We start from the raw sequence: 24,207 nt of genomic DNA, 5'->3' as shown, positions 1-24,207 counted from the left end.
GGGATATCTAATGCCCATCATACTGCCTTTGATAAAGCATCAAAAGCAGGTTTTATTATTGCTCTAGGTATTGTTTATGGAGATATTGGAACAAGTCCTCTCTACACGATGCAATCTTTGGTGGAAAATCAAGGAGGTATCGCTCAGGTTTCTGAACCCTTTATTCTAGGGGCCGTGTCCTTGATTATCTGGACCTTAACGTTAATCACAACAATCAAATATGTTTTGATTGCTCTAAAAGCGGATAACCATCATGAGGGTGGGATTTTTTCTTTATTCACCTTGGTTCGCAAAATGTCACCATGGCTCATTATTCCGGCTATGATTGGAGGTGCAACGCTTTTGTCTGATGGGGCTCTTACGCCTGCGGTAACGGTGACCTCAGCCATTGAAGGATTGAAAGCTGTTCCTGGTCTCAGTCAGATTTATCAAAATCAAACCAATGTGATTATCACAACCCTGATTATTTTGATGATTCTATTTGGCATTCAACGATTTGGGACAGGGTTTATCGGGAAAATATTTGGATCTGTGATGCTCCTTTGGTTTAGTTTTTTGGGAATTAGTGGTTCACTGAACACATTAGGGCACTTAGAAATTTTCACGGCTATCAATCCTTACTATGCCCTGCATTTGCTTTTTAGTCCAGAAAATCATCGAGGGATTTTTATCTTGGGGTCTATTTTCCTTGCGACAACAGGAGCTGAAGCTCTCTACTCTGATTTAGGACATGTCGGCCGAGGTAATATTTATGTGAGTTGGCCTTTTGTCAAGCTATGCATTGTCTTATCCTATTGTGGTCAGGCAGCATGGATTCTATCCCATAAAGATTCAGGCATTGAGCTTAATCCTTTCTTTGCTAGTGTATCTTCCCAACTAACGGTTTATGTGGTTATCCTTGCCACCTTAGCAGCCATTATTGCTTCACAAGCCTTAATTTCAGGTTCTTTTACCTTGGTTTCAGAAGCCATGCGCTTGAAAATATTCCCTCTATTTCGAATGACTTATCCTGGTGCTAATTTGGGGCAATTGTATATTCCGGTGATTAACTGGATTCTCTTTGCAGTCACGTCCTGTACGGTTTTGTATTTTAGAACCTCTGCTCATATGGAAGCGGCCTATGGCCTGGCCATTACCATTACCATGTTAATGACCACTATATTATTGAATTACTATTTGATTAAAAAAGGCGTAAAACCTATCCTAGCTCATTTAGTGATGGCTTTCTTTGCCCTTGTAGAGTTCATTTTCTTCTGGGCCTCCGCTGTCAAATTCATGCACGGTGGCTATGTAGTGGTTATTTTAGCGCTAGCAATTGTCTTTGTCATGTTTATCTGGCATGCGGGCACACGCATTGTTTTCAAGTATGTGAAATCTCTCAATTTGAATGATTACAAGGAGCAGATTAAACAACTTCGTGATGACGTTCGTTTTGACCTTTACCAAACCAATGTGGTTTATCTCTCAAATCGCATGCAGGATTACATGATTGACCGTTCTATTTTGTATTCCATTTTAGATAAGCGGCCCAAGCGCGCTCAAGTTTATTGGTTTGTGAATGTTCAGGTAACTGATGAACCTTATACAGCCAAGTACAAGGTTGATATGATGGGAACGGATTATATGGTTCGAGTCGAACTTTATCTCGGTTTTAGAATGCCACAGGCTGTGCCACGCTATTTGCGTACGATTGTTCATGACTTGATGGAAAGTGGTCGTTTGCCAAAACAAGAACAAGAATATACTATCACACCTGGCCGTGATGTTGGTGATTTTCGCTTTGTTTTAATAGAAGAGCGGGTCTCCAATGCACGTTAACTCACTAATTTTGAACGCTTTATTATGCAGACTAAGGCGAGCATCAAACATGTCACTGCCAGTCCAATGCGGTGGTTTGGTCTTCAATACTCCGAAGTAACACTTGAAGTGGTTCCTTTAATTTTATCAGATGTCTTGAAGTTACCAATCAAAGAATTGGTGCCTGTGGAAGACAGTGAAGCATAAAAAAATCATTGAGATGATAAGTCTCAATGTTTTTTCTTTTCTTTTTGATGAGTAGCAATATAGGCCAATTTCTGGCTTCTTGTTTTTCGTTTCTTAAAGAGTGCCTCAGCGCTCATCGCAGCCTCTTTGCTATTAAACACTTCGTAATAAAGTAAAGAAACAGGTAATCGGTAGCGAGTATATTTAGCCCCCTTTCCTGCATTATGTGTGGCTAAACGTTTTTGCAAATCAGTTGTATAACCAGTGTAGAGGGTTTTATCTGCACACTCTAACACATACATGTAAGCTTTTTTAGTGGTCATGATCAGGTTTTCCTTTGGAAGCAGCACCAAAATAAATCTCAAAAATATGATCAGTGTATTCCCCGTTTTCCTTGTGGACAATTAAAGGAGGTAAAATAGTCATCCCTTCAATAGAACCGTCTTTGATTGCTTCAATAAGTAACATATTAGCTGCTTTACCTAATTTAGGATAGACAAATTGTACCCGTTTGGGAGCAAGACCATTAGCTCGAAGGCTATCTATAATTTCCAAGAATCGATCTGGTCGATGAACCATTGCCAGACGGCCATTTGATTTAAGGGCATGGCGGGCTACCTGACAAATCTCTTCTAAATTAGTGGTAATCTCATGACGAGCCAATAAATAATGTTCAGAGACGTTCTTCTTGGAACTTTCGTGACTTTTAAAGTAAGGGGGATTGCAGAGTATCAAATCAACTCCCGAATGTGGCACATGGTTTAGGAGATATTTTAAATCATCACAAATCATGGTTACTTGGTCTTCCAGCTGATTAAGTTGAATGGATCGCCGCCCCATATCAGCAAGCCGTTCTTGTAACTCGACTTCAACGATGGTTGCCTTGGTTCTGGTACTAGCAAATAAGCCGACCGCCCCATTTCCTGAACACAAATCCACAATTAACCCTTTGGAAGGCATTTTAGGGAAGCGGGATAAGAGGACGCTATCAATAGAGTAACTAAAGACATCCATGCTTTGAATAATGCGAACATCACTTGAAAAGAGTTGATCAATACGTTCGCCTTCTTTTAAGATTGCTTTTATCATACCTGTTATTTTAACATAAAATAGGCTTGAGGTGAATGTTTGAAGAGGGATTTTGACTTTCGAAAAGTCAGGTTTCATGGTACAATAAGTAAGATTATTCTATTAAAGGAGAAGCCTGTGTTTTACGCTTACTTACGTGGTTTAGTAGTCTTTTTATTATGGGTTGTCAATGGCAATGCCCACTACCATCATGAAGAAAATATGTTAGATGCTTCTGAGAATTATATTCTGGTAGCACCTCATCGAACCTTTTGGGATCCAGTTTACATGGCATTTGCAGCACGTCCTAAGCAGTTTATTTTTATGGCTAAAAAAGAGTTGTTTACGAATCGTCTCTTTGCTTGGTGGATTAAAATGTGTGGTGCTTTTCCTATTGATCGTGATAAACCGAATCCAGATGCTATTCGTTACCCTGTTAATATGCTCAAAAAGAGCAATCGTTCTCTTCTTATGTTTCCAAGTGGAAGCCGACACTCTCAAGAGGTCAAAGGAGGGGTAGCGGTGATTGCTAAAATGGCTAAGGTCAAGATTATGCCAGCAGCCTATCAAGGACCTATGTCGGTCAAGGGATTACTAGCGGGAGAACGAGTTGACATGACTTTTGGGAATCCCATTGACGTCTCAGATATTAAACGCATGAATGATGAAGGGATTGCTGAGGTGGCAAACCGTATTCAGGCAGAATTTGATCGGATGGATGATGAGTTGGCACCTTTCCAACCAGGCAAAGCAAGAAACTCTTTAACTTATCTTTACCGATTACCTCTGGGCTTGGTTTTGGTGGTGGTATTATTATTAACCATGCTATTTTCCTATATTGCTAGCTTTGTTTGGGATCCAGATAAACACCGTCATTAAAAACGAAAATAAGAAGAACATCTTTGTTTCAAAAAAAGAGCTAAGCTTTAGTATTTCTGAGTAACAGACTTACTAAAGCTTAGCTTTTTTATTTGGTGACAGAGAAATCAGAAGAAGGCTATCGACTAGATATTGGCAGGTTTATCAAGTGCTTGCTTCATTTTTGGTTGACAAGGAGGGCAATTTGGCAAAAACCATACGTAACTAATAGAAAAAATAGGTTTCAATAGCATATTATCTTCTTTGATTTAATTGGTAACAACATTATATAGAAAAGTCGGTTTCGCACTCAAGCAAGAGTTGGTTGCTAGGGGGGGCCATTTGCACTCTCTTCAAAAAGTCTCATGAGAATTATTTTTTAACATTCATTTACGAATAAAAAGATGAGGTGAAAAAATGATAGATGACTTGTTAACTAAAGGAACAAATAGCTTGAGAAAGATTTATTCTCTGCCACGCTTGATTGGTGTTGTGTTAGCCATTTTTCTGATACTAACCCTAAGTTTTGTTATCTGGAGAAAAGAGCAGAGCCAAACAAAACTTCCTATTGTATCAACTTCTTCTTCCATACAACAGCCAGCTAGTGAGGAAAAAAAGTATCCTTCAGAAGAGAGTAATATTCTAGTGGATTTGAAAGGAGCCGTACAACAGGAGGGAGTTTATAAGCTCAGGGCTAATAGCCGTGTGCGCGATGTCATTGAATTAGCTGGGGGACTTACTCAGGAAGCTGATAGACATGCTATTAATTTTGCAGAAAAACTGGTGGATGAGCAGGTTGTGTATGTGGCTAAGCAGGGTGAAGACATTTCTGTCTTGCCAAATGCCTCCTCAGCAAGTAAAGCTAACGCAGAAATGTCTAACTCAACAAAGGTGAATATCAATAAGGCAAATTTAGAGGAGTTACAACGTATTTCGGGCATTGGTGTAAAAAGAGCTCAGGATATTCTTGAGACGAGAGACAGTCTAGGTGGCTTTAAAACGTTAGATGATCTTAGGCAGGTATCTGGAATTGGTGAAAAAACACTTGAGAAATTGAAACATGAACTATCGTTGGATTAAGTGGTCTCCCTTGCCTCCCATTCAACTAGCCTTTTTGGTAATGGCTCTTTATTATCAGATCTATTGTCCTAGCTGGTTGACTTGCTTACTTAGCAGCTGTTTAGGAATGTTACTATTGAAGCAGTTTCCTCAACAGACCCTCTGTAAGGTTGTTATGATTCTGGCCTTATTTGCTGCTGTCTTTGTTTATCGGAAACATCAGTTGAGACAGCAATTGGAAACACAACCTTTACAAGTGTCTCAGGTAGCATTGGTTCCGGATAGTATTCGAATTAATGGAGATCAATTAGCTGTTATTGGGCGTCACGGTAATCATTCTTATCAGTTGTTTTATCGTTTTAAACATCAAATGGAAGCCCGATTTTTCCAAAAAGAGTACCGTTGGATAGTGATGCATGCCAAAATAGTATTGGACAAGGCTGAGACTTCCCGAAATTTTAGAGGATTTAATTACCAATCTTTTTTAGCCTATCAGGGAATTTACAGGATAGGAAAAGTGGAACAAGTAGAGCAGCTTAAAGTGGTTTCACCAAAGTCAGTAGGTGATTATTTATCTTCTTTGAGGCGACAGGCTATTGTCCATTGTCAACAATCCTTTCCAAAGCCCATGTCTCATTATTTGACGGGACTCCTTTTTGGCTATTTGGATAAGTCCTTTGGTGAGATGACAGATTATTATAGTCAGCTTGGTATCATTCATCTTTTTGCCCTATCAGGGATGCAGATTGGTTTCTTTTTAACCTGTTTTAGAAGAGGTTTGACGCTATTAGCTATTCCTCTCGAATGGATTAAATGGATAGAACTTCCCTTTGCCTGTCTATATGCTGCGCTGACAGGTTACAGTATTTCTGTTATTCGAAGCCTTCTGCAGGCCCAATTAGGTCATCTAGGCATAAAAGGTTTAAATAACCTGGTTTACGCTTTCTTACTTGTTCTTTTATGGAATGCTCATGCTTTGATGACTGTTGGTGGAGTACTAACATTTAGCTATGCGTTTATCTTAACTGTTATCACTTTTGAGGAGTTATCGGGAGTTAAAAAGCATTTCGTTCAGGTCGTCACCGTTTCTTTAGGGATGTTACCTTTCTTGCTCTTTTATTTTGCTAGTTTTAACCCCATGTCAATGGTGTTAACAGGGCTTTTGTCTTATCTCTTCGATGCTTTGATTTTGCCTCTTCTTTGCTTGGTTTTCTGTTTGTCTCCTTTGATAACTCTCTCAGGATGTAATTATCTCTTTCTTTTCTTAGAAAAAGTCATTCAATTTCTTGGGAATACCCTCAATGTCTCCCTTGTTTTTGGAAGTCCGACCAGTTGGCACTTGCTTATCTTGGTGATTAGCTTCGCTATTCTTTATGACTATCGGCAGATACGACAAAGAGTTATCACTTGCGGCTTGCTCATAGGCCTGACGCTTTTATCTGTTAAATATCCTTTGACCAATGAAGTGACCTTTATCGACATTGGCCAGGGCGATAGTATTTTAGTGAGGGATTGGACAGGAAAAAATCTCTTAATAGATGTAGGTGGGCGCCTTTCGTTTTCTTCAAAAGAGCAGTGGCGACAGGGGCACCAGACATCGAATGCTCAGAAAACCTTAATTCCTTACTTAAAAAGTAGAGGCATTCACACCATTGACCAATTACTAGTGACTCATGCGGATACTGATCATATGGGGGATATAGAGGCGGTTGCCAAAGCTATTCGGATAAAGGAGATTTTGACTAGCCAAGGTAGTTTAAGCCAGCCAAGCTTTGTTAGGCGGTTAAGGCGTTTAAAATGTCACGTTAGGGTTTTAGCAGCTGGAGACCAATTGCCTATTATGGGAAGTGTCTTACAGGTACTCTATCCTTGGCAATTAGGGGACGGGAAAAATAATGATTCTCTGGTTCTTTATGGTAGGCTCCTCAATCAAACTTTTCTATTTACAGGTGATTTGGAAAAAGAGGGGGAAAACGAGATCATAGAACGTTATCCTCAACTAAGAGTAGATTATTTAAAAGTAGGTCACCATGGATCAAATACCTCTTCTAGTGCAGCTTTTTTAGACCATATTCAGCCCAAAGTGGCCTTTATTTCTGCTGGAAAAAATAACCGTTATCAGCATCCTCACAGAGAAACCCTAACCCGTTTGGAGGATAGGGGAATTTCTTATTATCGCACGGATATTCAAGGAGCTATTCGGTTGACAGGGTGGCTAAACTGGCATATTGAGACTGCTCGTTGATCAAGGGGAAAGTGCATTAATTTCTTAACAGCTTGATGTCAGGTCGATAGCTTTTCTTTTGAAAGATGATATAATAAAAGCATGATTACGATAGAAAAGATAGAGAAACTGAGTAAACAAAATTTAGGCCTCATTACGTTAGTAACGGGAGAGGATATTGGACAGTATAGCCAGTTGAAGTCGCGTTTAATGACGCAAATTGCTTTTGATAAGGATGATTTAACCTATTCTTATTTTGACATGTCCGAGACGGCTTATCAGGATGCAGAAATGGATTTGTTGAGTTTGCCTTTTTTTGCTGAGCAGAAGGTGGTCATTTTTGATCATTTGTTAGATATCACGACCAATAAAAAAAGTTTTTTAAAAGAAAAAGACCTAAAGGCCTTTGAGGCTTATTTAGAAAATCCCTTAGAGACTACTCGGCTAATCATCTTTGCACCAGGGAAGTTGGATAGTAAACGACGCTTGGTCAAACTCTTAAAACGAGATGCTCTTATTTTGGAAGCTAGTCCGTTGAAAGAAGCAGAGCTGAGAACTTATTTTCAAAAATACAGTCATCAACTGGGTTTAGGTTTCGAGAGTGGTGCCTTTGACCAATTGCTTTTGAAATCAAACGATGATTTTAGTCAAATCATGAAAAACATGACTTTTTTAAAAGCTTATAAAAAATCGGGGACTGTCAGTCTAGAAGATATTGAACAGGCCATTCCTAAAAGTTTGCAAGACAATATTTTTGACTTAACGAGACTCGTTCTACGAGGAAAAAACGATGCAGCTAGAGATTTGATTCATGATTTACGCTTATCAGGGGAAGATGATATTAAATTAATTGCTATTATGTTGGGTCAATTTCGCTTATATTTACAGCTTGCCATTCTTGCTAAAGAAGGAAAATCAGAACAGCAGCTTGTAACCAGTTTGTCAGAGATACTTGGTCGGCGAGTTAATCCTTATCAAGTTAAGTATGCTATTAAAGATTCTAGAACGTTGTCTCTCAAGGAGCTAGCATTTGTGGTCAAAACCTTAATTGAGACAGATTATCAGATTAAAACTGGGGTTTATGACAAACAGTATTTAGTTGATATAGCTCTTTTAAAGATGGTAACCACATTACAAAGGAGCGATTGAACCGCTTTCTAAGAGCTAATCAAATTAGTTGAAAGCTCTTATTTTTTGCGATAAGATAGACTTACCATAAAGAAAAAGAGGATAGGAAAATGGCTATTATTTTACCAGAACTTCCATACGCGTATGATGCTCTTGAACCACATTTTGATGCGGAGACAATGACTCTCCATCATGATAAACACCATGCGACTTATGTTGCTAATGCGAATGCTGCTTTAGAAAAACACCCTGAAATAGGTGAAAACCTCGAGGAATTATTGGCAGATGTAACCAAAATTCCAGAAGATATTCGTCAAGCCTTAATTAATAATGGCGGAGGACATTTAAACCATTCCCTTTTCTGGGAATTATTGTCCCCAGAAAAACAAGACGTCACTCCTGATGTTGCTCAAGCTATTGATGATGCCTTCGGTTCATTTGACGCTTTTAAAGAACAATTTACGGCAGCTGCTACTGGACGATTTGGTTCAGGATGGGCCTGGTTAGTTGTTAACGCAGATGGAAAACTTGAAATCACTTCAACAGCCAATCAAGATACGCCAATTTCAGACGGTAAAACTCCTATTCTAGGACTTGATGTTTGGGAACATGCTTACTACTTGAATTACCGTAATGTCCGTCCAAATTACATCAAAGCTTTTTTTGATATTATTAATTGGAAAAAAGTATCCGAACTTTACCAAGCGGCTAGATAAGGAAACAGGTACCAATCTCGAGAGGAGATTGGTTTTTTAGATGGTTTGATGACTTAATAGGAAAACAGTCTGTAACTAGGATAAGATAAAAATGGTTTGTCTTTTTAATATAATGCCTTGATTTTTAATCAGATCTAGCTAGAATAGAACGTATAGGAGATTTTAGGTGTTAAGTGAGAAAAGACGTAATATTTTGTGGTGTACTTTAACCATAGTGGCTTTAGCTATGTTAGTTGGTTGCTTAGCGATTAAAAAGAAAACAGCTTCCAAGAAAATAGGAGAACATCAACAGCAAATAGCCTATTTAAAAAAGAAAAATAAGAAAAAAACAGTTAAACCTAAGCCATTATCGGAAAAATCCAAAGAAGCTAAGCAAGCTACTATGGATGCAGATTTTGCACAGATGAATGCCTTAGGCCTTTATTATGACTACCATACGTTGAGTTTGGTGGATACGGTGAAAGCTTATCTGGAAGAGTTTGGTATTGATGAGTCTCAGATTGCTTTTTCCTACAAAGATCTTCGTTCAGGTAAGACAGTGGCCATGAATGAAAACTAGCCTATGACAGCAGGAAGTACTTATAAGTTACCGCTAAACATGTTGGTGGTTGATGAGGTGAAAAAGGGCAAGCTGACGTTAACCGAGCGTTTTGACATTACTGGAACGGATTATGAATACGAACAAGAACATAATACCTATGTGGCTCAATTTAATGGGGCTATGTCAATTCCAGATATGCAGGAGTATTCCCTTGTTTATTCAGAAAATACACCTGCTTACGCTTTGGCAGAACGTTTGGGTGGCATGAATAAAGCTTACCAACTATTCGATCGGTATGGAAAAGCATCTGGTCCCATACCAACTATTGATCGCAAGGGAAACAAGACAACCACTGCGTACTACTTGCAAGTTCTTGATTATTTGTGGAAGCATCAGGATAAATATGAAGATATTTTATATTTTATCGGAGAGTCGTTTCCTGATTTGTATTACAAGGCTTACTTGCCAAATATCACCATCTATCAAAAACCTGGGTATGTCAGAGAAGCTTTAAATATAGGCGCGATTGTTTGTGAAGAATCTCCATACCTTATTGCTCTTTATTCAGCAGGTCTTGGTGGAGCTACAGAAGAGTCAGAAGAAGTTAACGGACTTGGCTATGTGCAGTTAATTAATTTAACCTATGTGATCAATGAATGGCATAGGGTTAATCACAATATGACTTAGCTGATTGATGAAATCTTTGGGGAGTGAGGCGATTTAAATAGTCATATGACTACCGGTAGAGGCTGTGCTTTTATAGAAATAAAAAAGGTTTGACAATTAACTTTGTCAAACCTTTTTCCTTAATATTGTTTGTTAGATGTTTGCGTTTTAGTTATAGCACTTTGATAATGGTACAACAACTTTTTAAATTTTTTGATAGCTGCGCGAGTGAGTTGTTTGGAGGATTTCCCATTCCTACTATAAATAGGGTTATGTTTGTCACCTTGTTGTTCCAAATCAGGAACGAGGAAAGTGGCTTCTGGGCTATGGGTTGCCTCTTCGATAAATGTAGGTTCAAAGAGCAAAATAGGATCAATATCAAGGAGACGGTGTAAGTCATCGTTTTGATTCCCGTAGTTGAAAGATGAACCATTGACAATACTATTGCGTGTTAGGTTTTCCGGATCTAATGCGACTAAAAATTGTCCAGATTCTGACAAAATAAATTCTGAATGAAAATGAACCAAAATCTTATAGTTAGACTGGGGAATATTATCAGTGTAGACAGCCTGATAATTGCCACTGGCGTCTAAAATACTGGCGACTTTATTGTGATACCGAGATGATTCATATAGATTGTAGTCGTCATCTTCGAGAGTAGCCAGATACTTGGCTAAAGCATCCGCATCAGTTTCGCCTTTTTTCCCATACTGAGAACGAACCCACTCGATTTGTTGAGTAGATAAGAGGTAGCGTAGCTGATGGATTTGCCGGTTAAAACTGCTGTAAGGGATGTGCTCCAGATTGATATAACAAGCTTGGATGAGAGCAGATAATTGATCCCAGAAGGGATCTGCGGGAGTTAAATTGGGGCTAAAATGCGCCAAAATTTGCTGAGTTTGGTGTACCTGTCCAGTCACTTCTTCTGGCATGTTTAAATAGGTCAAGAGGAGTTCTAGTCGTTTTTGAGCTTCTTGAGGCGTCTGTGCCATCCCCTCTTGTTGCCAGAGCTTTTGAAAGTCAGGTGATCCTATCAGGCGAATGCGACTATAAAGTTGTTCGAAATGATAAGAGTTACCTCCAACAGTAAGGTGTTCAAGGTATCCTTTTTGGATGGCCTTATAGGACCATCCGTCCCTATTGAGTTTTCGAACATAATTAAGCAAGTCGTGGCGTAATTTAATAGCTTCTGAAAGCTGGAGTTCTTGTAATTTAGGATGTTTTTGGTAAAAAGGCGCCACTAAGTCCTGATAAGGTTTGTGCTTTTTTTCAAAGGTTAGGCGACGATAGTCTTTTTGCCAAAAGCTAATGCAGAAGATTAAAAAAATCAAGAAGCGCAGCCATTTTCCAAGTGTTTTCATGGTTTTATTTCACAAACATGGCATCGCCAAAACTGAAGAAGTGATACTTTTCATCGACAGCATGCTTATAGGCATCAAGGACAAAGTCACGCCCTGCAAAGGCGGAAACAAGCATGACAAGAGTTGATTTTGGAAGATGGAAATTAGTTGAGAAGGCATCAACAACCTTAAATTGGTAGCCTGGTTTAATAAAAATATTGGTCCAACCAGAATCAGCTTGAATATCCCCTTGGAACTTACTTCCGATGGTTTCCAATGTACGAATAGAGGTGGTTCCAACAGCGACAACGCGGCCTCCAGCTTGTTTGACGTCGCGCAGTGTTTGTGCTGCTTCTTCTGAAAGGGAATAGAATTCAGAGTGCATGTCGTGGTCGTCAAGATTTTCCACGGAAACAGGGCGGAAAGTACCCAAGCCCACATGTAGAGTTAGGTAAACCAAATGGACACCCTTAGCTTCGATTTTTGAGAGTAAGTCTGTTGTGAAGTGCAAACCAGCAGTTGGGGCAGCAGCAGAGCCATTTTCCTTAGCATATACGGTTTGGTAACGTTCAGCATCATCTAATTTCTCATGGATGTAAGGAGGTAGAGGCATTTCGCCAAGACTTTCTAAAACTTCTAGAAAAATCCCCTCGTAGTTAAACTCTACAATGCGGCCACCGTGTTCTAATTCTTCAACAATGGTTGCTGTTAGTCGACCATCTCCAAAACTGACTTGGCTACCAACTTTGAGGCGTTTAGCAGGTTTGGCAAGGACTTCCCACTGATCTCCGTGGGTATTTTTTAATAAGAGCAATTCCACATGACCATGGGTGTCAAGTTTTTCCCCATAGAGTCTGGCAGGTAAGACACGAGTATTGTTCATGACAAGCGCATCACCTGGATTTAGTTGATCGATGATGTGATCAAAATGGCTATCAATCATTGTCTTCTGCTCGTGGTCAATAATCAAAAGTTTTGAACTATCTCTTTTTTCAAGTGGTGTTTGGGCAATCAGTTCTTCGGGCAAATCAAAATCAAAATCGTTAGTATTCATTAGGTCTCCTTTGAGTTACTAGAGCACCTCTGGGCAGTCGCTCTCTGATAAGATAAATCTTTTCTATTATATCACTTGTCGTTTAACCCGTCATCTTTAATCTTTCATCAGAAAAGAAAGGACAGGCTTGACAAAAATTGGTATATACCATATAATAAAATTACAAAAGGTCTATACCAATAAAAGGAGGAGAATGACATGAAAATTATTCGGGTCCAAGATCAGATTGAAGGTGGGAAAATCGCTTTTACCTTATTGAAAGATAGCTTGGCTAAGGGAGCTAAGACCTTAGGATTAGCAACAGGAAGTTCACCCATTAGTTTTTACCAAGAAATGATCAAAAGTCCTTTGGATTTTTCGGACTTAACAAGTATTAACTTGGATGAATATGTCGGTCTTCCAGTAGATAGCGATCAGAGTTATGATTATTTTATGCGTCAAAACCTTTTTAATGCGAAGCCTTTTAAAAAGAATTACTTGCCCAATGGTTTAGCAACCGATGTCGAAGCAGAAGCTAAACGATATGACCAAATCATTGCAGAGCATCCGATTGATTTTCAAGTGCTTGGGATTGGGCGTAATGGGCACATTGGTTTTAACGAACCTGGGACTTCTTTTGAAGAAGAAACGCATGTGGTGGATCTTCAAGAATCAACCATTGAAGCCAATAGTCGTTTCTTTACAAGTATTGATGATGTCCCAAAACAAGCTATTTCTATGGGCATTGCTTCTATCATGAAGTCCAAAATGATTGTTCTTCTCGCTTTTGGAGAAGAAAAAGCTGATGCTATTAAAGGAATGGTATCTGGTCCTGTCACAGAAGATCTTCCAGCTAGTATTCTCCAACAACATGAGAATGTGATTGTGATTGTGGATGAAGCTGCAGCATCTAAATTAAATAAAGTTGACTAATCATTAATAATTTTATAAGAAGAAAGAGGAAGAAGAGTTCTTGAGGTGAATTCTTTTTCCTTCTTTTTCTTTTGTTGCTATCAATTTATGTTACACTACTAATATGCGTTTAGATAAATTATTAGAGCTCGTTGCAAATGGTTCGCGGCGGCAAGTGAAACAGTTGATCAAGGGACAAGACGTGAGAATTGATCACGAGATCGCTTGGAGTGGGCGACAAAATGTAGACCCCGGGCTACAGTTGATTGAGGTTTCCGGAAAACGGATAAGTCATCCCAAACATTCCTATTTTATCCTTAATAAACCAGCAGGGGTTGTCTCGGCAAGAAGCGATATTAACCATGTAACAGTGTTGGATCAACTTGCGGAGAAAGACAGACACCCAGACTTGTATCCAGTTGGCAGATTGGACAGAGATACCGAAGGTTTGGTTTTACTCACTGATAATGGCCCTTTAGGTTTTCGAATGTTACATCCTAGTCATCATGTTGCAAAGACCTATATGGTAACAGTCAATGGCTTCTTAGATGAGGATGCTCCAGATTTTTTCGCAGCAGGAATTAAGTTTCCAACAGGAGAGCAGTGCCGACCAGCTCAGTTAACAATCCTTCAGGCAAGTCAGGAGAAATCACAAGCACGTTTGGTCATTTCAGAAGGTAAATTTCATCAAGTGAAAAAAATGTTTTTGACCTATGGCTTGAAAGTGATTTCTCTTAAACGAACTAGTTTTGCAGGACTGGAACTTGGGGAACTAGCGAGTGGAGCCTATCGTTCCTTGACTGATGCTGAAACATTAGTGATTAAAGCTTATTTAGATTGATAAAAACTTACTGGTCACTAATACGCTATTCTTGCTTAAATAGCAAACTGTCTATATACTGAAACAGTATCTTAGTTAAAGGAGATTTTTCATGAAAACGAAACTGCCAACCAAATTGGCAATGTTGTCCATCTCACTCTTTTTAATGTCGCATTTAGCGATTGCACCTGCCATTCCTAAACTTTATGCCCTCTATCATGGGCAAAATCCTCATATTGGCTTAGCTTCTGTGGAGAGTCTCGTGACTATTCCAGCCATGATGATTACCATTTTTGTCATGCTAAGTCACCTTGTCGTCGCAACATTAGGAAAGAAAAAAACGATCCAACTGGGATTGGTGTTGATTCTAGTATCAGGTCTGGTATCTTTTTTTACCAAGCAATTTGTAGTGGCTTTAATGTGCCGTCTGTTATTGGGAGTAGGTATTGGCCTTTACAATTCCCTTTCTATCAGTATTATCAGCGATTATTATGAGGGTGACGAGCGTGCCAGCATGATTGGCTTTCGAACGGCAACACTTAATATTGGAAAGGCCTTAACGACTTTTATCGTTGGTCTAGCTTTGTTAGTTGGTGTTAATTATACCTACCTTGTGTATTTGTTGGTTATTCCTGTTTACATTTTCTTTAGCAAATACGTTCCTGAAATTGATACAAGTCATTTAACACTTAAGAAAACAACTTATATTGATCAGGCTGTTGGTTACCTGATGTTAATAACCTTCTTTGTGGGGATTTCTTATATTGGAGCAACCATTAAAATCCCCTCTCTTCTTGTCAATAAATACCATTATTCCAGTTTCTATGCGAGTAACATGCTGACTATTTTAGCTATTAGCGGTATTTTGATTGGTCTGGTCTTTGGACAGCTGACCAAGTATCTCAACGATAGCATCATGGCTGTGATGATTCTCCTCATGGGTCTGGGAAATCTTATCTTTACCTTTGCTACTCATAGTGCCCTTTTCATCTTAGGAGCCCTTTTAATCGGAGCAAGTTTTGTGGGAGCCATGTCTGCTGTTTTTGATTATATTGCTAAACATTTTAAAAGGGAACATAATCATTTTGTAACCAGTTTGGCAATTACCGCAGGGAATATTGGTGTGATTCTAACGCCAGTTTTATTAACCAAACTACCAGCACTCTGGCATTGGGAAATGTTTGTAATTCCTTTTTATATGACGAGCGGTTTTATGTTGGTCAATCTTATCTTGTATGGGCTGCTGAAAAAAGCTCCTTTCAAAGAAGCTAGGTAACCATTGTACTGCCCCTAAAAAGTTGGACAAGAAATTATTGAAAGGATTGGACTTGGTATAATAAAGTAGACACAAAATTAAGTGGAAACGAGGAAAAGTCATTATGCCAAGAAAAACCTTTGATAAAGCCTTCAAACTCTCTGCTGTCAAACTCATCCTTGAGGAAGAGTAGTCTGTAAAAATGGTTAGTTCAACTTTAGAAATTCATCCCAATAGTCTTTATCGATGGATTCAAGAATATGAAAAATATGGAGAAAGTGCGTTCCCAGGACACGGGAGCGCACTTCGTCATGCTCAATTTGAGATAAAAAAACTTGAAAAAGAGAACAAACTGCTACAGGAGGAATTAGCTCTTCTAAAAAAGTTCCAGGTCTTCTTGAAGCCAAACCAGAAATAAAATTTCGGTTTCTGAAGGAAAATAGTGTTAGCTTGAATAGTCATCACGCCTGTCAAACTTTTCAAGTTTCCCGTTCAGATTTCTATGCTTATTTAAAACGTCGTCCATCTTCAAGGCATGTTGAGAATGAAGCTTTGAAGGAAATGATTAAAGCCATTTTCTATGAACATAAAGAGCGTTACGGAAGTGTACGAATTACCCAAGAACTTTGTAGACGTGGCATGCATGTCAATCATAAACGTGTTGGTAGACTCCTTCATCAGTTAGGTCTCTATGCTAAAGGAAGTCGATATAACTATAAATACTATAACCGTCGACGTTCTTCATTAACTCGTCCCAATCTTGTTAATCAATGTTTCCAAGCAACTGGTAAGAATAAATTATGGCTAGGAGACTTAACCTATATCCCTATACAAGAAGGAATACTTTATTTATCTGTCTTTATAGACGTTTATAGTAGAAAGATTGTTGGTTGGGCAATGGGCCGACGTATGCAAGACAAGTTGGTAACAGAGGCTTTCAATCAAGCTTATGATAGAGAAAAGCCTAAAGAAGGGGTAATCGTCCATACAGATCAGGGGTCTCAATATACCGGGGCACGATTTCAGGTCCTACTTAGACGGAAAAAATGGAAGTCCAGTATGAGTCGAAAAGGTAATCCATACGATAATGCACTCATGGAAGCCTTTTATAAAACATTAAAAAGAGAGCTTGTCAATGATGCTCATTTCGCAACTATTGAGCAAGCTCAGCTTGAGATTTTTAAATATATTGAGACTTACTATAACCCTAAAAGTCTGCATTCAGCTTTAGGGTATCTCTCACCTGTAGAATTTGAAAAAAATAGTTACTAATTAGCTTAACTTTAGGTCTATTTTTTCTTGACAAGTCCACCCCAAAAGTTAGATTCTACGTCTAACTTTTGGGGTGCAGTTCACCATTTGCCTGTTTTTTTGTACCTCAATTTAGTCTTTTGTCAAAAGACTAAATTGAGGTAAGAACGGTTTCTTTTTACGAATAATAAGGTAGAAGGACTAGGAGGAGGTGTTGAGAGTATTAACAGCTTTAACCAATGAGAATCAGGTGATTTCTTTGCTAGCACAGCCTAATCCTCAGAAGCAACCATTTCGTTGTCCAGCTTGTGGATCCCCTGTTCGCTTGCGTCAGGGAAAAATTATACGCCCTCATTTTGCACACATCACATTAGCTAATTGTCATTTTCAAACAGAAAATGAGTCCCAAGAACATTTGCATTTGAAAGCAAAATTATATACAAGCCTGGTAAAGACAGAAAAGGTTTGTGTGGAAAAGTATCTTCCTGAGTTACAACAATTTCCAGACCTTTGGGTGAATGATAAATTAGCCTTAGAAATTCAGTGCAGCCCTTTACCAATTGAGCGTTTGGTGGCACGTACACAAGCCTATCAGAAAAATGGTTACGAGGTTCGTTGGCTGTTGGGAAAGAAACTTTGGCTTAAAAATCGTTTAACGGCCTTCCAAAAACAATGTCTTTACTTTTCGTCTAGTTTAGGCTTTCATTTGTGGGAGTTGGATACAGCTGCACATCTGTTACGTCTAAAATACTTAATTCATGAAGATTTATTTGGCAAAGTGAGTTACCTAACCAAAACCATTTCTTTGGATAACAATATCATGGAAAGTTTGCGGATTCCTTATCACCAAAGGAAGCTCTGTTCTTACCAAAAACCTATGGCCAAATCTCTTTCGATACCCATTCAAAGGGCTTTATTAACGAAGCATTCTAAATGGTTACATCGTCAGGAAAGAGCCTATTTAGCTGGCTATAATTTACTCATGTTGCCAGTAGAGGCCTTCTATTCTCAATGGCGCCCCGTACAGTCGGCTACTGGTTTTTGTCAAATCAAAGAGAATCTCCATGATTATGATAAGAGTTTTAAAGCTTATTACAAAAAAGAAGGGAATAAAAAGGTGCAAACGCTTTTTTCGCCTCAATATTATGTTAAAATAGTTAGTAATAGAAAATGAGGAGGATATTATGACAGATAATCGTAGTCATTTAGAAGAAAAGTACACTTGGGATTTGAGCACTATTTTTGCAACAGATAAGGATTGGGAAGCTGAAGTGAGTGGCTTAGCTAGTGAAATTGACACGGCTAAGGATTTTGCAGGTCATTTACTAGATTCTAGCGCTAATCTGTTGACAATTACAGATACTTATTTAGAGTTGGCTCGTCGTGTTGAGAAAGTCTATGTTTATGCGCATATGAAAAATGATCAAGACACGACTGTTGCTAAATATCAAGAATATCAGGCTAAGGCTTCTGGCTTGTATGCTAAATTTAGCGAAGTGTTTTCATTCTATGACCCAGAAGTTATGGCATTGAGTCAGGAAGATTACCAAGCTTTTCTTGTGGAAACTCCTGAGTTAAAAAGATATCATCATTTCTTTGACAAATTGTTCCAGACACGTGACCATGTGCTTAGTCAGGCTGAAGAGGAATTATTAGCAGGAGCCCAAGAAATTTTCAACGGTGCTGAAGAAACCTTTAGCATTCTGGATAACGCTGATATTGTCTTTCCAGTAGTTAAAAATGATAAGGGGGAAGATGTTGAATTAACCCATGGTAACTTCATCAGTTTAATGGAATCTAAAGATCGTAGCGTTCGCCAAGCTGCTTACGAGGCAATGTATAGCACTTATGAACAGTTCCAACACACTTATGCTAAAATCTTACAAACAAATGTTAAGGTTCAAAATTACAAGGCGCGTGTTCATAAATACGATTCAGCACGTCAAGCTGCTATGGCTGCTAACTTTATTCCAGAAGCTGTTTACGACACTTTATTAGAAACAGTTAACAAACATTTACCACTTTTACACCGTTACTTGAAACTTCGCCAAGATGTTCTTGGTCTAGATGAGTTGAAGATGTATGATGTTTACACACCATTATCTGAAACAGACCTAGCCATTGGTTATGATGAGGCTTTGGAAAAAGCTGAGAAGGTTTTGGCTGTTTTTGGTAAGGATTATGCAGACCGAGTGCATCGTGCCTTTACAGAACGTTGGATTGATGTTCATGTCAATAAAGGGAAGCGCTCTGGAGCTTATTCAGGTGGTTCCTACGATACCAATGCCTTTATGCTATTAAACTGGCAAGATACCTTAGACAATCTATACACTTTAGTTCATGAAACTGGGCACAGTTTGCATTCTACTTTCACTCGTGAAACACAGCCTTATGTGTATGGAGATTACAGTATTTTCTTGGCAGAAATTGCATCTACAACTAATGAAAACATCATGACAGAAGCTCTCTTAAATGAGGTTCAAGATGAGAAAGAACGCTTTGCTATTTTAAACCATTACCTTGACGGTTTCCGTGGCACTGTTTTCCGTCAAACCCAATTTGCTGAGTTTGAACACGCGATCCATCAAGCTGATCAAAAAGGAGAAGTGTTAACGAGCGAATACCTCAACCAATTGTATGCTGAGTTGAATGAAAAGTATTATGGGTTGAGTAAAGACGATAATCATTTTATTCAGTATGAATGGGCACGTATTCCTCACTTCTATTACAATTATTATGTTTATCAGTATGCTACAGGCTTTGCAGCAGCAAGTTATTTAGCCGATAAGATTGTTCACGGAACGCAAGACGATATTGATCATTACTTGACCTACCTCAAGTCAGGAAATTCTGACTACCCACTTGAGGTCATCGCTAAAGCGGGTGTTGATATGGCAAAAGGCGACTATCTTGACGCAGCCTTTAAAGTCTTCGAAGAACGTCTAACAGAACTTGAAGCCCTTGTTGCAAAGGGAGCTCATCGCTAATACTATTGACAAGAGATTGCTTTGAGCATATCTCTTGTTTTTTAACTTTTTTTATTTTACCATTAATTAGTAATAGATAGTGATATATTCGCAAAATCGTAGTGACCTAGACTCGGCAAAGTTGAGTAGCATCGCTTGAGACTAAGATTGTTAGATTAGTCGATAATGTATTAAAGGAGACATGATTATGGTTAAACGTATTGGTTTTATTCTTGGTAGCTTACGTCAAGAGTCAAATTCTCAAAAAGTAGCAGCAGCTGTTAAAGCCCTATTTCCAGAAAAAGTGGTAATCACTGAAATTCCTATTGGAGATCTTCCCCTTTATAATCCAGATCTTGATGAAGGAAATGTTCCTGAAAGCTATACTCGTTTCCGTCAAGCTGTCAAAGAACAAGATGGTATCGTATTTATTACTCCTGAATACAATCGTGGTCTACCGGCGGCCATTAAAAATGCTATTGACATTGGTTCTCGTCCAATCGGTCAAGGGGTATTTGATGGCAAGCCAAGTCTTATCGTTTCGCACTCTACTGGGAATGTTTCTGGCTTTGGTGCCAATCACCAATTGCGTCAAAGTTTAGTTTTCTTAAATGTTCCTGTCTTGGCACAGCCAGAAGCTTACTTGGCACAAGCTGATCAATTATTCGATGAGCAGGGGCAATTGTCAAATGAAGGCACAAAAGGATTCTTGCAAACGGTGGTTGATGCTTATCTTGGTTTTGCCAAACGTTTTGAGAATTAATCTCAGGTAACCAATTAATAATAAAGCTCATTTCATTAGTAGTGATGGTTTGGATTGACTCATAGGTCCATTTGGTCACTACTTTTTTGTGTTATAATGAGGACACTTAAGGAGGTTCTGCCATGGCAATACATCGCATTCAGTTAAGTGACCAAGCAGCTTTTGAAAAGTTTCAAGCTATGTTATTAGCAGAAAAAGCTGCTGGAAATCCTTTTATCGAAACCAAAATGGTCACTGATTTTCCAGCTTTTGTTACTAAATCTAAACGGTTTGAAACACGAACAGATCATCCGGATTGGTCTACTAGTACGAATTATTATTATTTTCTAGATGATGAGTTGGTGGCTCGTATTGGTTGCCGCTGGCAGTTGGAAAAGGGAGATTTGGAGAGGTTTGGAGGACATATTGGTTACGTAACACGACCAGATTACCGTGGACAAGGAATTATGACAGAGTTACTACTCTTTGCATTAGAATGTTATCGGGAAAGAGGGATTTTGAGAGTCCTTATCACGGCAAACCGTTATAATATCGCTAGTCGGCGAACCATTGAAAAAGTAGGAGGTATCTTAGAAGATATTGTTCAGGTACCTATGGATTACAACGTGTCATTAATGGCAGGTCAAGAACTTGCCCGTTATTGGATTAATTTAGGAGAAAAGTAGTGACTGTTCATTTTATTTGGGATTTTGATGGAACTTTAGTGGAGTCTAGTCAGGCGATTAGAGAAGTATTAGCTTTGCTTTATCAGACCTATCATTTGCCTTTTGATGAGGATTGGGTTATGACCTTCATTATTCAAGAATCAATTGGTGCGTTATTGCAACAATTAGCTAAAGAAGAATTGTCTTTTGAGGAATTATTGACCTTTTTCAATCAGGAACAAGAGACACGTGATCACATGATAAATGCGATGCCAGGTGCCAAAGAAGTCTTGGAAAAAACGGCTCAAAAAGGTGTCAAGCATTATATTCTGACCCATAAAGGCGCTACGACGCATCCTGTTTTGGAGCGATTAGACATGGCATCTTATTTTGAAGAAGTGGTAACAGCCGCCAATGGCTTTAAACGTAAACCAGATCCAGAAGCTCTAACCTACCTGATTAACAAATACCAAATGGACAAAAAGAGGACCTATTATATCGGTGACAGGCCCTTAGATCAGCAAGCTGCAGAAAAATCAGGGATTCAATCCTTGAATTTAACTTGTCCAAGTAGTTCTAACAATCAGCACATTAACGATTTGATGGCGATTCTAGACCTCTTGCCAGAAATTCTTGATTAGCAAACCAGGCCTAATCGTTTAGGAAGAATTCACATCAAATACTATCAATAGCATTAGTGTTGGCAGGGTGGTATTGTTTGCGAGTACACTTCAAAGATGCTTTTGGAAGGAAGTGGAGTAGAATGAGGGGTATCATCTCTAAGGCTATCAGTTTTTCATAAGGTTTGTGTTTACTGTAAAAAAGTCTTATGTTAGGTTGATAAATTAAATCGTAAGGGAATGTTTCTATTGAGCAGCATTTTTGACATTAGATGTGAGATGTAATAAAATAAAAACCTAACATTTTTTCAATGAACTGCTTTAATATTCGATAAATAGGAAGAGGTTTTTTGTGAAAAAAACAAATCGTTATGTGGTAGCAATAGCTGGGGTTCTCCTTCATCTGATGCTAGGATCGACTTATGCCTGGAGTGTTTATCGAAACCCTATCATGCAGCAAACTGGTTGGGATCAAGCAACTGTTGCCTTTGGCTTTTCATTAGCTATTTTTTGCTTGGGGTTGTCAGCAGCTTTTATGGGGACTTTGGTTGAAAAATGTGGTCCTCGTGTTACTGGAAGCATATCTGCTGTCCTGTATGCGGCAGGGAATATAATGACTGGCCTAGCTGTTGATCGTCAAGAGATTTGGTTATTATATCTAGGGTATGGTATTGTCGGTGGACTAGGGCTTGGAGCTGGTTACATTACCCCAGTATCTACTATTATCAAATGGTTTCCAGATAAGAGAGGCTTAGCGACTGGTCTGGCTATTATGGGATTCGGCTTTGCCTCTTTGCTGACAAGTCCTGTTGCCCAGTGGTTGATTGCCACTAAGGGAGTGGTTGCTACGTTCTACTTATTAGGTCTGGTTTATTTAGTGGTGATGCTACTAGCCTCTCAGTTCATAAAAAAACCGACTAGTCATGAATTAGCAAGCTTGATGGAGCGAAGTACTGGACAACATAATGATTTGACCAAAGGCATGACTGCTAAAGAAGCCCTTAAAACAAAATCTTTTTACCTTCTTTGGATGATACTGTTTTTAAATATTGCTTGTGGGTTAGGTCTCATTTCAGTTGTTGCACCAATGGCTCAAGACCTTGCTGGTTTAACCCCAGAGGCTGCAGCGATTGTTGTTGGCTTGATGGGAATATTCAATGGGTTTGGTCGTCTTTTATGGGCCGGTCTATCGGATTATATTGGTCGCCCTTTGACTGTGCTACTAGTGTTTTTAGTTAATATAGCAATGACAAGTAGTCTTATTGTTGTTCATCAATCTTTCTTTTTTGTGGCTGCTATGGCTATTCTCATGACATGTTACGGCGCTGGTTTTTCTTTAATACCTCCGTATTTAAGTGATCTTTTCGGAGCTAAAGAATTAGCCATGCTTCATGGCTACATCTTAACAGCTTGGGCAATAGCTGCATTGGTTGGTCCCATGCTATTATCGTTTACTTTTGAGTGGACGCAAAGTTATCTTTTCACTTTACAAGTTTTCATTTGTTTGTATAGTCTAGCTTTGATATTAACCTGGTGGTTGAAGAAGTCAGCTACTAATCGATAATGTGAACTTAAACTCTAGCAATGCCTAGAGTTTTTTTATATAATTAATGTCATGGTTAAATCATATAGTAAAAATGCAAATCACAATATGCGTCGTCCTGTGGTCAAAGAAGATATTGTTCACTACATGCGGACGAAACAAAAGCAAAACACAGGTTTTTTAGCAGAACTAGAACAGTTCGCAAGGCAAGAAAATATCCCTATTATTCAACATGAAGTGGTTGCTTATTTTAGGTTCTTATTGCAGACCTTGCAGCCAAAGCAGATTCTCGAAATTGGTACAGCTATTGGCTTTTCTGCTCTTTTAATGGCAGAGAACGCTCCAGACGCTACGATTGTAACGATTGATCGTAATCCTGAAATGATCGGCTTTGCTAAGGATAATTTCGCCAAATATGATTGTCGCCAGCAAATTAGTTTGTTAGAAGGCGATGCAGCTGATATTTTAGCGACTCTTGAAGGATCTTTTGATTTTGTTTTTATGGATTCTGCTAAATCAAAATACATTGTTTTTCTTCCAGAAATTTTAAAGCGCTTGGCTGTTGGCGGTGTGATTATCTTAGATGATATTTTTCAAGGTGGTGACATTGCTAAACCTATTGAAGAGGTTCGTCGTGGACAGCGTACCATTTATCGTGGGCTACAAGCCTTGTTTGATGCAACTCTAGACCATCCGGATCTGACAGCAAGCCTTGTTCCACTTAGTGACGGGTTACTGATGATTCGTAAGAATCAGGAAGAAATTACTTTACCAGATTAAGTTACGTTTAAGAAATTGTGATATAATGTATTAGTTA

Annotated in this window: 19 protein-coding genes and 3 pseudogenes; 18 read left to right on the top strand and 4 right to left on the bottom strand. The window is 38.8% G+C overall.

Annotated elements, in window-relative coordinates; genetic code table 11:
• The first annotated feature begins 3 nt into the window (after positions 1-3).
• Positions 4-2,004 (top strand): annotated as a pseudogene (locus DYD17_RS07515) (KUP/HAK/KT family potassium transporter).
• Positions 2,005-2,027: 23 nt separating this feature from the next.
• Here the strand turns inward: DYD17_RS07515 and DYD17_RS07510 are convergent.
• Positions 2,028-2,306, bottom strand: coding sequence for a GIY-YIG nuclease family protein (locus DYD17_RS07510; protein ID WP_003051573.1), 279 nt, complete (start codon positions 2,304-2,306; stop codon positions 2,028-2,030).
• Complete coding sequence (locus DYD17_RS07505) at positions 2,296-3,072, bottom strand: tRNA1(Val) (adenine(37)-N6)-methyltransferase (protein WP_115253259.1); 777 nt, start codon at positions 3,070-3,072, stop codon at positions 2,296-2,298. The genes DYD17_RS07510 and DYD17_RS07505 overlap by 11 nt, the downstream gene beginning before the upstream one ends.
• Before the next feature lie 117 nt (positions 3,073-3,189).
• On the opposite strand from DYD17_RS07505, the gene DYD17_RS07500 reads away from it, so the two are divergent.
• From DYD17_RS07500 to DYD17_RS11325, 6 genes and pseudogenes are all read left to right on the top strand, one after another.
• On the top strand, positions 3,190-3,930 hold the full coding sequence (locus DYD17_RS07500) for a lysophospholipid acyltransferase family protein (RefSeq protein ID WP_003051567.1): 741 nt from the start codon (positions 3,190-3,192) through the stop codon (positions 3,928-3,930).
• Between the two features lie 396 nt (positions 3,931-4,326).
• Positions 4,327-4,989 (top strand): helix-hairpin-helix domain-containing protein, encoded by a 663-nt coding sequence (locus DYD17_RS07495; protein ID WP_115252982.1) that lies wholly within the window; start codon positions 4,327-4,329, stop codon positions 4,987-4,989.
• A complete protein-coding gene (locus DYD17_RS07490) occupies positions 4,970-7,213 on the top strand; it encodes a DNA internalization-related competence protein ComEC/Rec2 (RefSeq protein ID WP_115252981.1) in 2,244 nt (747 codons plus the stop codon). The genes DYD17_RS07495 and DYD17_RS07490 overlap by 20 nt, the downstream gene beginning before the upstream one ends.
• 81 nt (positions 7,214-7,294) lie before the next feature.
• A complete protein-coding gene (gene holA / locus DYD17_RS07485; RefSeq protein ID WP_003051561.1) occupies positions 7,295-8,341 on the top strand; it encodes a DNA polymerase III subunit delta in 1,047 nt (348 codons plus the stop codon).
• An 89-nt stretch (positions 8,342-8,430) separates the two neighbouring features.
• On the top strand, positions 8,431-9,036 hold the full coding sequence (sodA, locus tag DYD17_RS07480) for a superoxide dismutase SodA (RefSeq protein ID WP_003051555.1): 606 nt from the start codon (positions 8,431-8,433) through the stop codon (positions 9,034-9,036).
• Positions 9,037-9,202: 166 nt separating this feature from the next.
• Positions 9,203-10,264: pseudogene (locus DYD17_RS11325) on the top strand (serine hydrolase).
• A 119-nt stretch (positions 10,265-10,383) separates the two neighbouring features.
• Here DYD17_RS11325 and DYD17_RS07465 read toward each other — a convergent pair.
• Both DYD17_RS07465 and queA read right to left on the bottom strand, forming a co-directional pair.
• Positions 10,384-11,604 carry a DUF3114 domain-containing protein gene (locus DYD17_RS07465; RefSeq protein ID WP_115252980.1) on the bottom strand — a complete coding sequence of 407 codons (1,221 nt, stop codon included), beginning with the start codon at positions 11,602-11,604 and terminating at the stop codon, positions 10,384-10,386.
• 4 nt (positions 11,605-11,608) lie between these two features.
• Positions 11,609-12,637, bottom strand: a complete 1,029-nt coding sequence (queA, locus tag DYD17_RS07460; RefSeq protein ID WP_115252979.1) for a tRNA preQ1(34) S-adenosylmethionine ribosyltransferase-isomerase QueA — start codon at positions 12,635-12,637, stop codon at positions 11,609-11,611.
• Between the two features lie 198 nt (positions 12,638-12,835).
• Between queA and nagB the strand changes: the two genes are divergently transcribed.
• From nagB to DYD17_RS07400, 11 genes and pseudogenes are all read left to right on the top strand, one after another.
• Positions 12,836-13,549: a glucosamine-6-phosphate deaminase gene (gene nagB, locus DYD17_RS07455; RefSeq protein WP_003051540.1), complete on the top strand. Its 714-nt coding sequence runs from the start codon at positions 12,836-12,838 to the stop codon at positions 13,547-13,549.
• Between the two features lie 103 nt (positions 13,550-13,652).
• Positions 13,653-14,369 (top strand): pseudouridine synthase, encoded by a 717-nt coding sequence (locus DYD17_RS07450; RefSeq protein ID WP_115246193.1) that lies wholly within the window; start codon positions 13,653-13,655, stop codon positions 14,367-14,369.
• 91 nt (positions 14,370-14,460) lie between these two features.
• On the top strand, positions 14,461-15,624 hold the full coding sequence (locus tag DYD17_RS07445) for an MFS transporter (RefSeq protein WP_115252978.1): 1,164 nt from the start codon (positions 14,461-14,463) through the stop codon (positions 15,622-15,624).
• Between the two features lie 103 nt (positions 15,625-15,727).
• Positions 15,728-16,875 (top strand): annotated as a pseudogene (locus tag DYD17_RS07435) (IS3 family transposase).
• Between the two features lie 190 nt (positions 16,876-17,065).
• Positions 17,066-18,028 carry a competence protein CoiA gene (locus DYD17_RS07430; protein ID WP_115252977.1) on the top strand — a complete coding sequence of 321 codons (963 nt, stop codon included), beginning with the start codon at positions 17,066-17,068 and terminating at the stop codon, positions 18,026-18,028.
• 10 nt (positions 18,029-18,038) lie between these two features.
• A complete protein-coding gene (pepF, locus tag DYD17_RS07425; protein ID WP_003051527.1) occupies positions 18,039-19,841 on the top strand; it encodes an oligoendopeptidase F in 1,803 nt (600 codons plus the stop codon).
• Positions 19,842-20,028: 187 nt separating this feature from the next.
• A complete protein-coding gene (locus DYD17_RS07420) occupies positions 20,029-20,583 on the top strand; it encodes an NADPH-dependent FMN reductase (protein WP_003051524.1) in 555 nt (184 codons plus the stop codon).
• A 122-nt stretch (positions 20,584-20,705) separates the two neighbouring features.
• The gene (locus DYD17_RS07415; protein WP_003051521.1) at positions 20,706-21,248 is read left to right on the top strand and encodes a GNAT family N-acetyltransferase; all 543 of its coding nucleotides are present in this window, start codon (positions 20,706-20,708) and stop codon (positions 21,246-21,248) included.
• Complete coding sequence (locus DYD17_RS07410) at positions 21,248-21,868, top strand: HAD-IA family hydrolase (protein ID WP_003051518.1); 621 nt, start codon at positions 21,248-21,250, stop codon at positions 21,866-21,868. Before DYD17_RS07415 ends, DYD17_RS07410 begins: the two co-directional genes overlap by 1 nt.
• 331 nt (positions 21,869-22,199) lie before the next feature.
• Positions 22,200-23,411 carry an L-lactate MFS transporter gene (locus DYD17_RS07405; protein WP_115246186.1) on the top strand — a complete coding sequence of 404 codons (1,212 nt, stop codon included), beginning with the start codon at positions 22,200-22,202 and terminating at the stop codon, positions 23,409-23,411.
• Positions 23,412-23,462: 51 nt separating this feature from the next.
• Positions 23,463-24,170 carry an O-methyltransferase gene (locus DYD17_RS07400; RefSeq protein ID WP_115252976.1) on the top strand — a complete coding sequence of 236 codons (708 nt, stop codon included), beginning with the start codon at positions 23,463-23,465 and terminating at the stop codon, positions 24,168-24,170.
• The last annotated feature ends 37 nt before the right edge of the window (positions 24,171-24,207 follow it).

Source organism: Streptococcus dysgalactiae subsp. dysgalactiae, from assembly GCF_900459225.1.
Taxonomy (GTDB): Bacteria; Bacillota; Bacilli; order Lactobacillales; family Streptococcaceae; genus Streptococcus; species Streptococcus dysgalactiae.
Note: the sequence above shows the minus strand (reverse complement) of the source record. Positions and strands in the feature narration are given on the sequence as shown.

Excerpts from the sequence above, each read along its gene's own strand:
- DYD17_RS07420 (WP_003051524.1), top strand. The coding sequence starts at position 20,029 with ATGGTTAAACGTATTGGTTTTATTCTTGGTAGCTTACGTCAAGAGTCA.
- DYD17_RS07490 (WP_115252981.1), top strand. The coding sequence starts at position 4,970 with ATGAACTATCGTTGGATTAAGTGGTCTCCCTTGCCTCCCATTCAACTA.
- nagB (WP_003051540.1), top strand. The coding sequence starts at position 12,836 with ATGAAAATTATTCGGGTCCAAGATCAGATTGAAGGTGGGAAAATCGCT.
- DYD17_RS07510 (WP_003051573.1), bottom strand. The coding sequence starts at position 2,306 with ATGACCACTAAAAAAGCTTACATGTATGTGTTAGAGTGTGCAGATAAA.
- DYD17_RS07450 (WP_115246193.1), top strand. The coding sequence starts at position 13,653 with ATGCGTTTAGATAAATTATTAGAGCTCGTTGCAAATGGTTCGCGGCGG.
- holA (WP_003051561.1), top strand. The coding sequence starts at position 7,295 with ATGATTACGATAGAAAAGATAGAGAAACTGAGTAAACAAAATTTAGGC.
- DYD17_RS07400 (WP_115252976.1), top strand. The coding sequence starts at position 23,463 with ATGGTTAAATCATATAGTAAAAATGCAAATCACAATATGCGTCGTCCT.
- DYD17_RS07495 (WP_115252982.1), top strand. The coding sequence starts at position 4,327 with ATGATAGATGACTTGTTAACTAAAGGAACAAATAGCTTGAGAAAGATT.
- DYD17_RS07505 (WP_115253259.1), bottom strand. The coding sequence starts at position 3,072 with ATGATAAAAGCAATCTTAAAAGAAGGCGAACGTATTGATCAACTCTTT.
- DYD17_RS07445 (WP_115252978.1), top strand. The coding sequence starts at position 14,461 with ATGAAAACGAAACTGCCAACCAAATTGGCAATGTTGTCCATCTCACTC.
- sodA (WP_003051555.1), top strand. The coding sequence starts at position 8,431 with ATGGCTATTATTTTACCAGAACTTCCATACGCGTATGATGCTCTTGAA.
- pepF (WP_003051527.1), top strand. The coding sequence starts at position 18,039 with ATGACAGATAATCGTAGTCATTTAGAAGAAAAGTACACTTGGGATTTG.
- DYD17_RS07465 (WP_115252980.1), bottom strand. The coding sequence starts at position 11,604 with ATGAAAACACTTGGAAAATGGCTGCGCTTCTTGATTTTTTTAATCTTC.
- DYD17_RS07415 (WP_003051521.1), top strand. The coding sequence starts at position 20,706 with ATGGCAATACATCGCATTCAGTTAAGTGACCAAGCAGCTTTTGAAAAG.
- queA (WP_115252979.1), bottom strand. The coding sequence starts at position 12,637 with ATGAATACTAACGATTTTGATTTTGATTTGCCCGAAGAACTGATTGCC.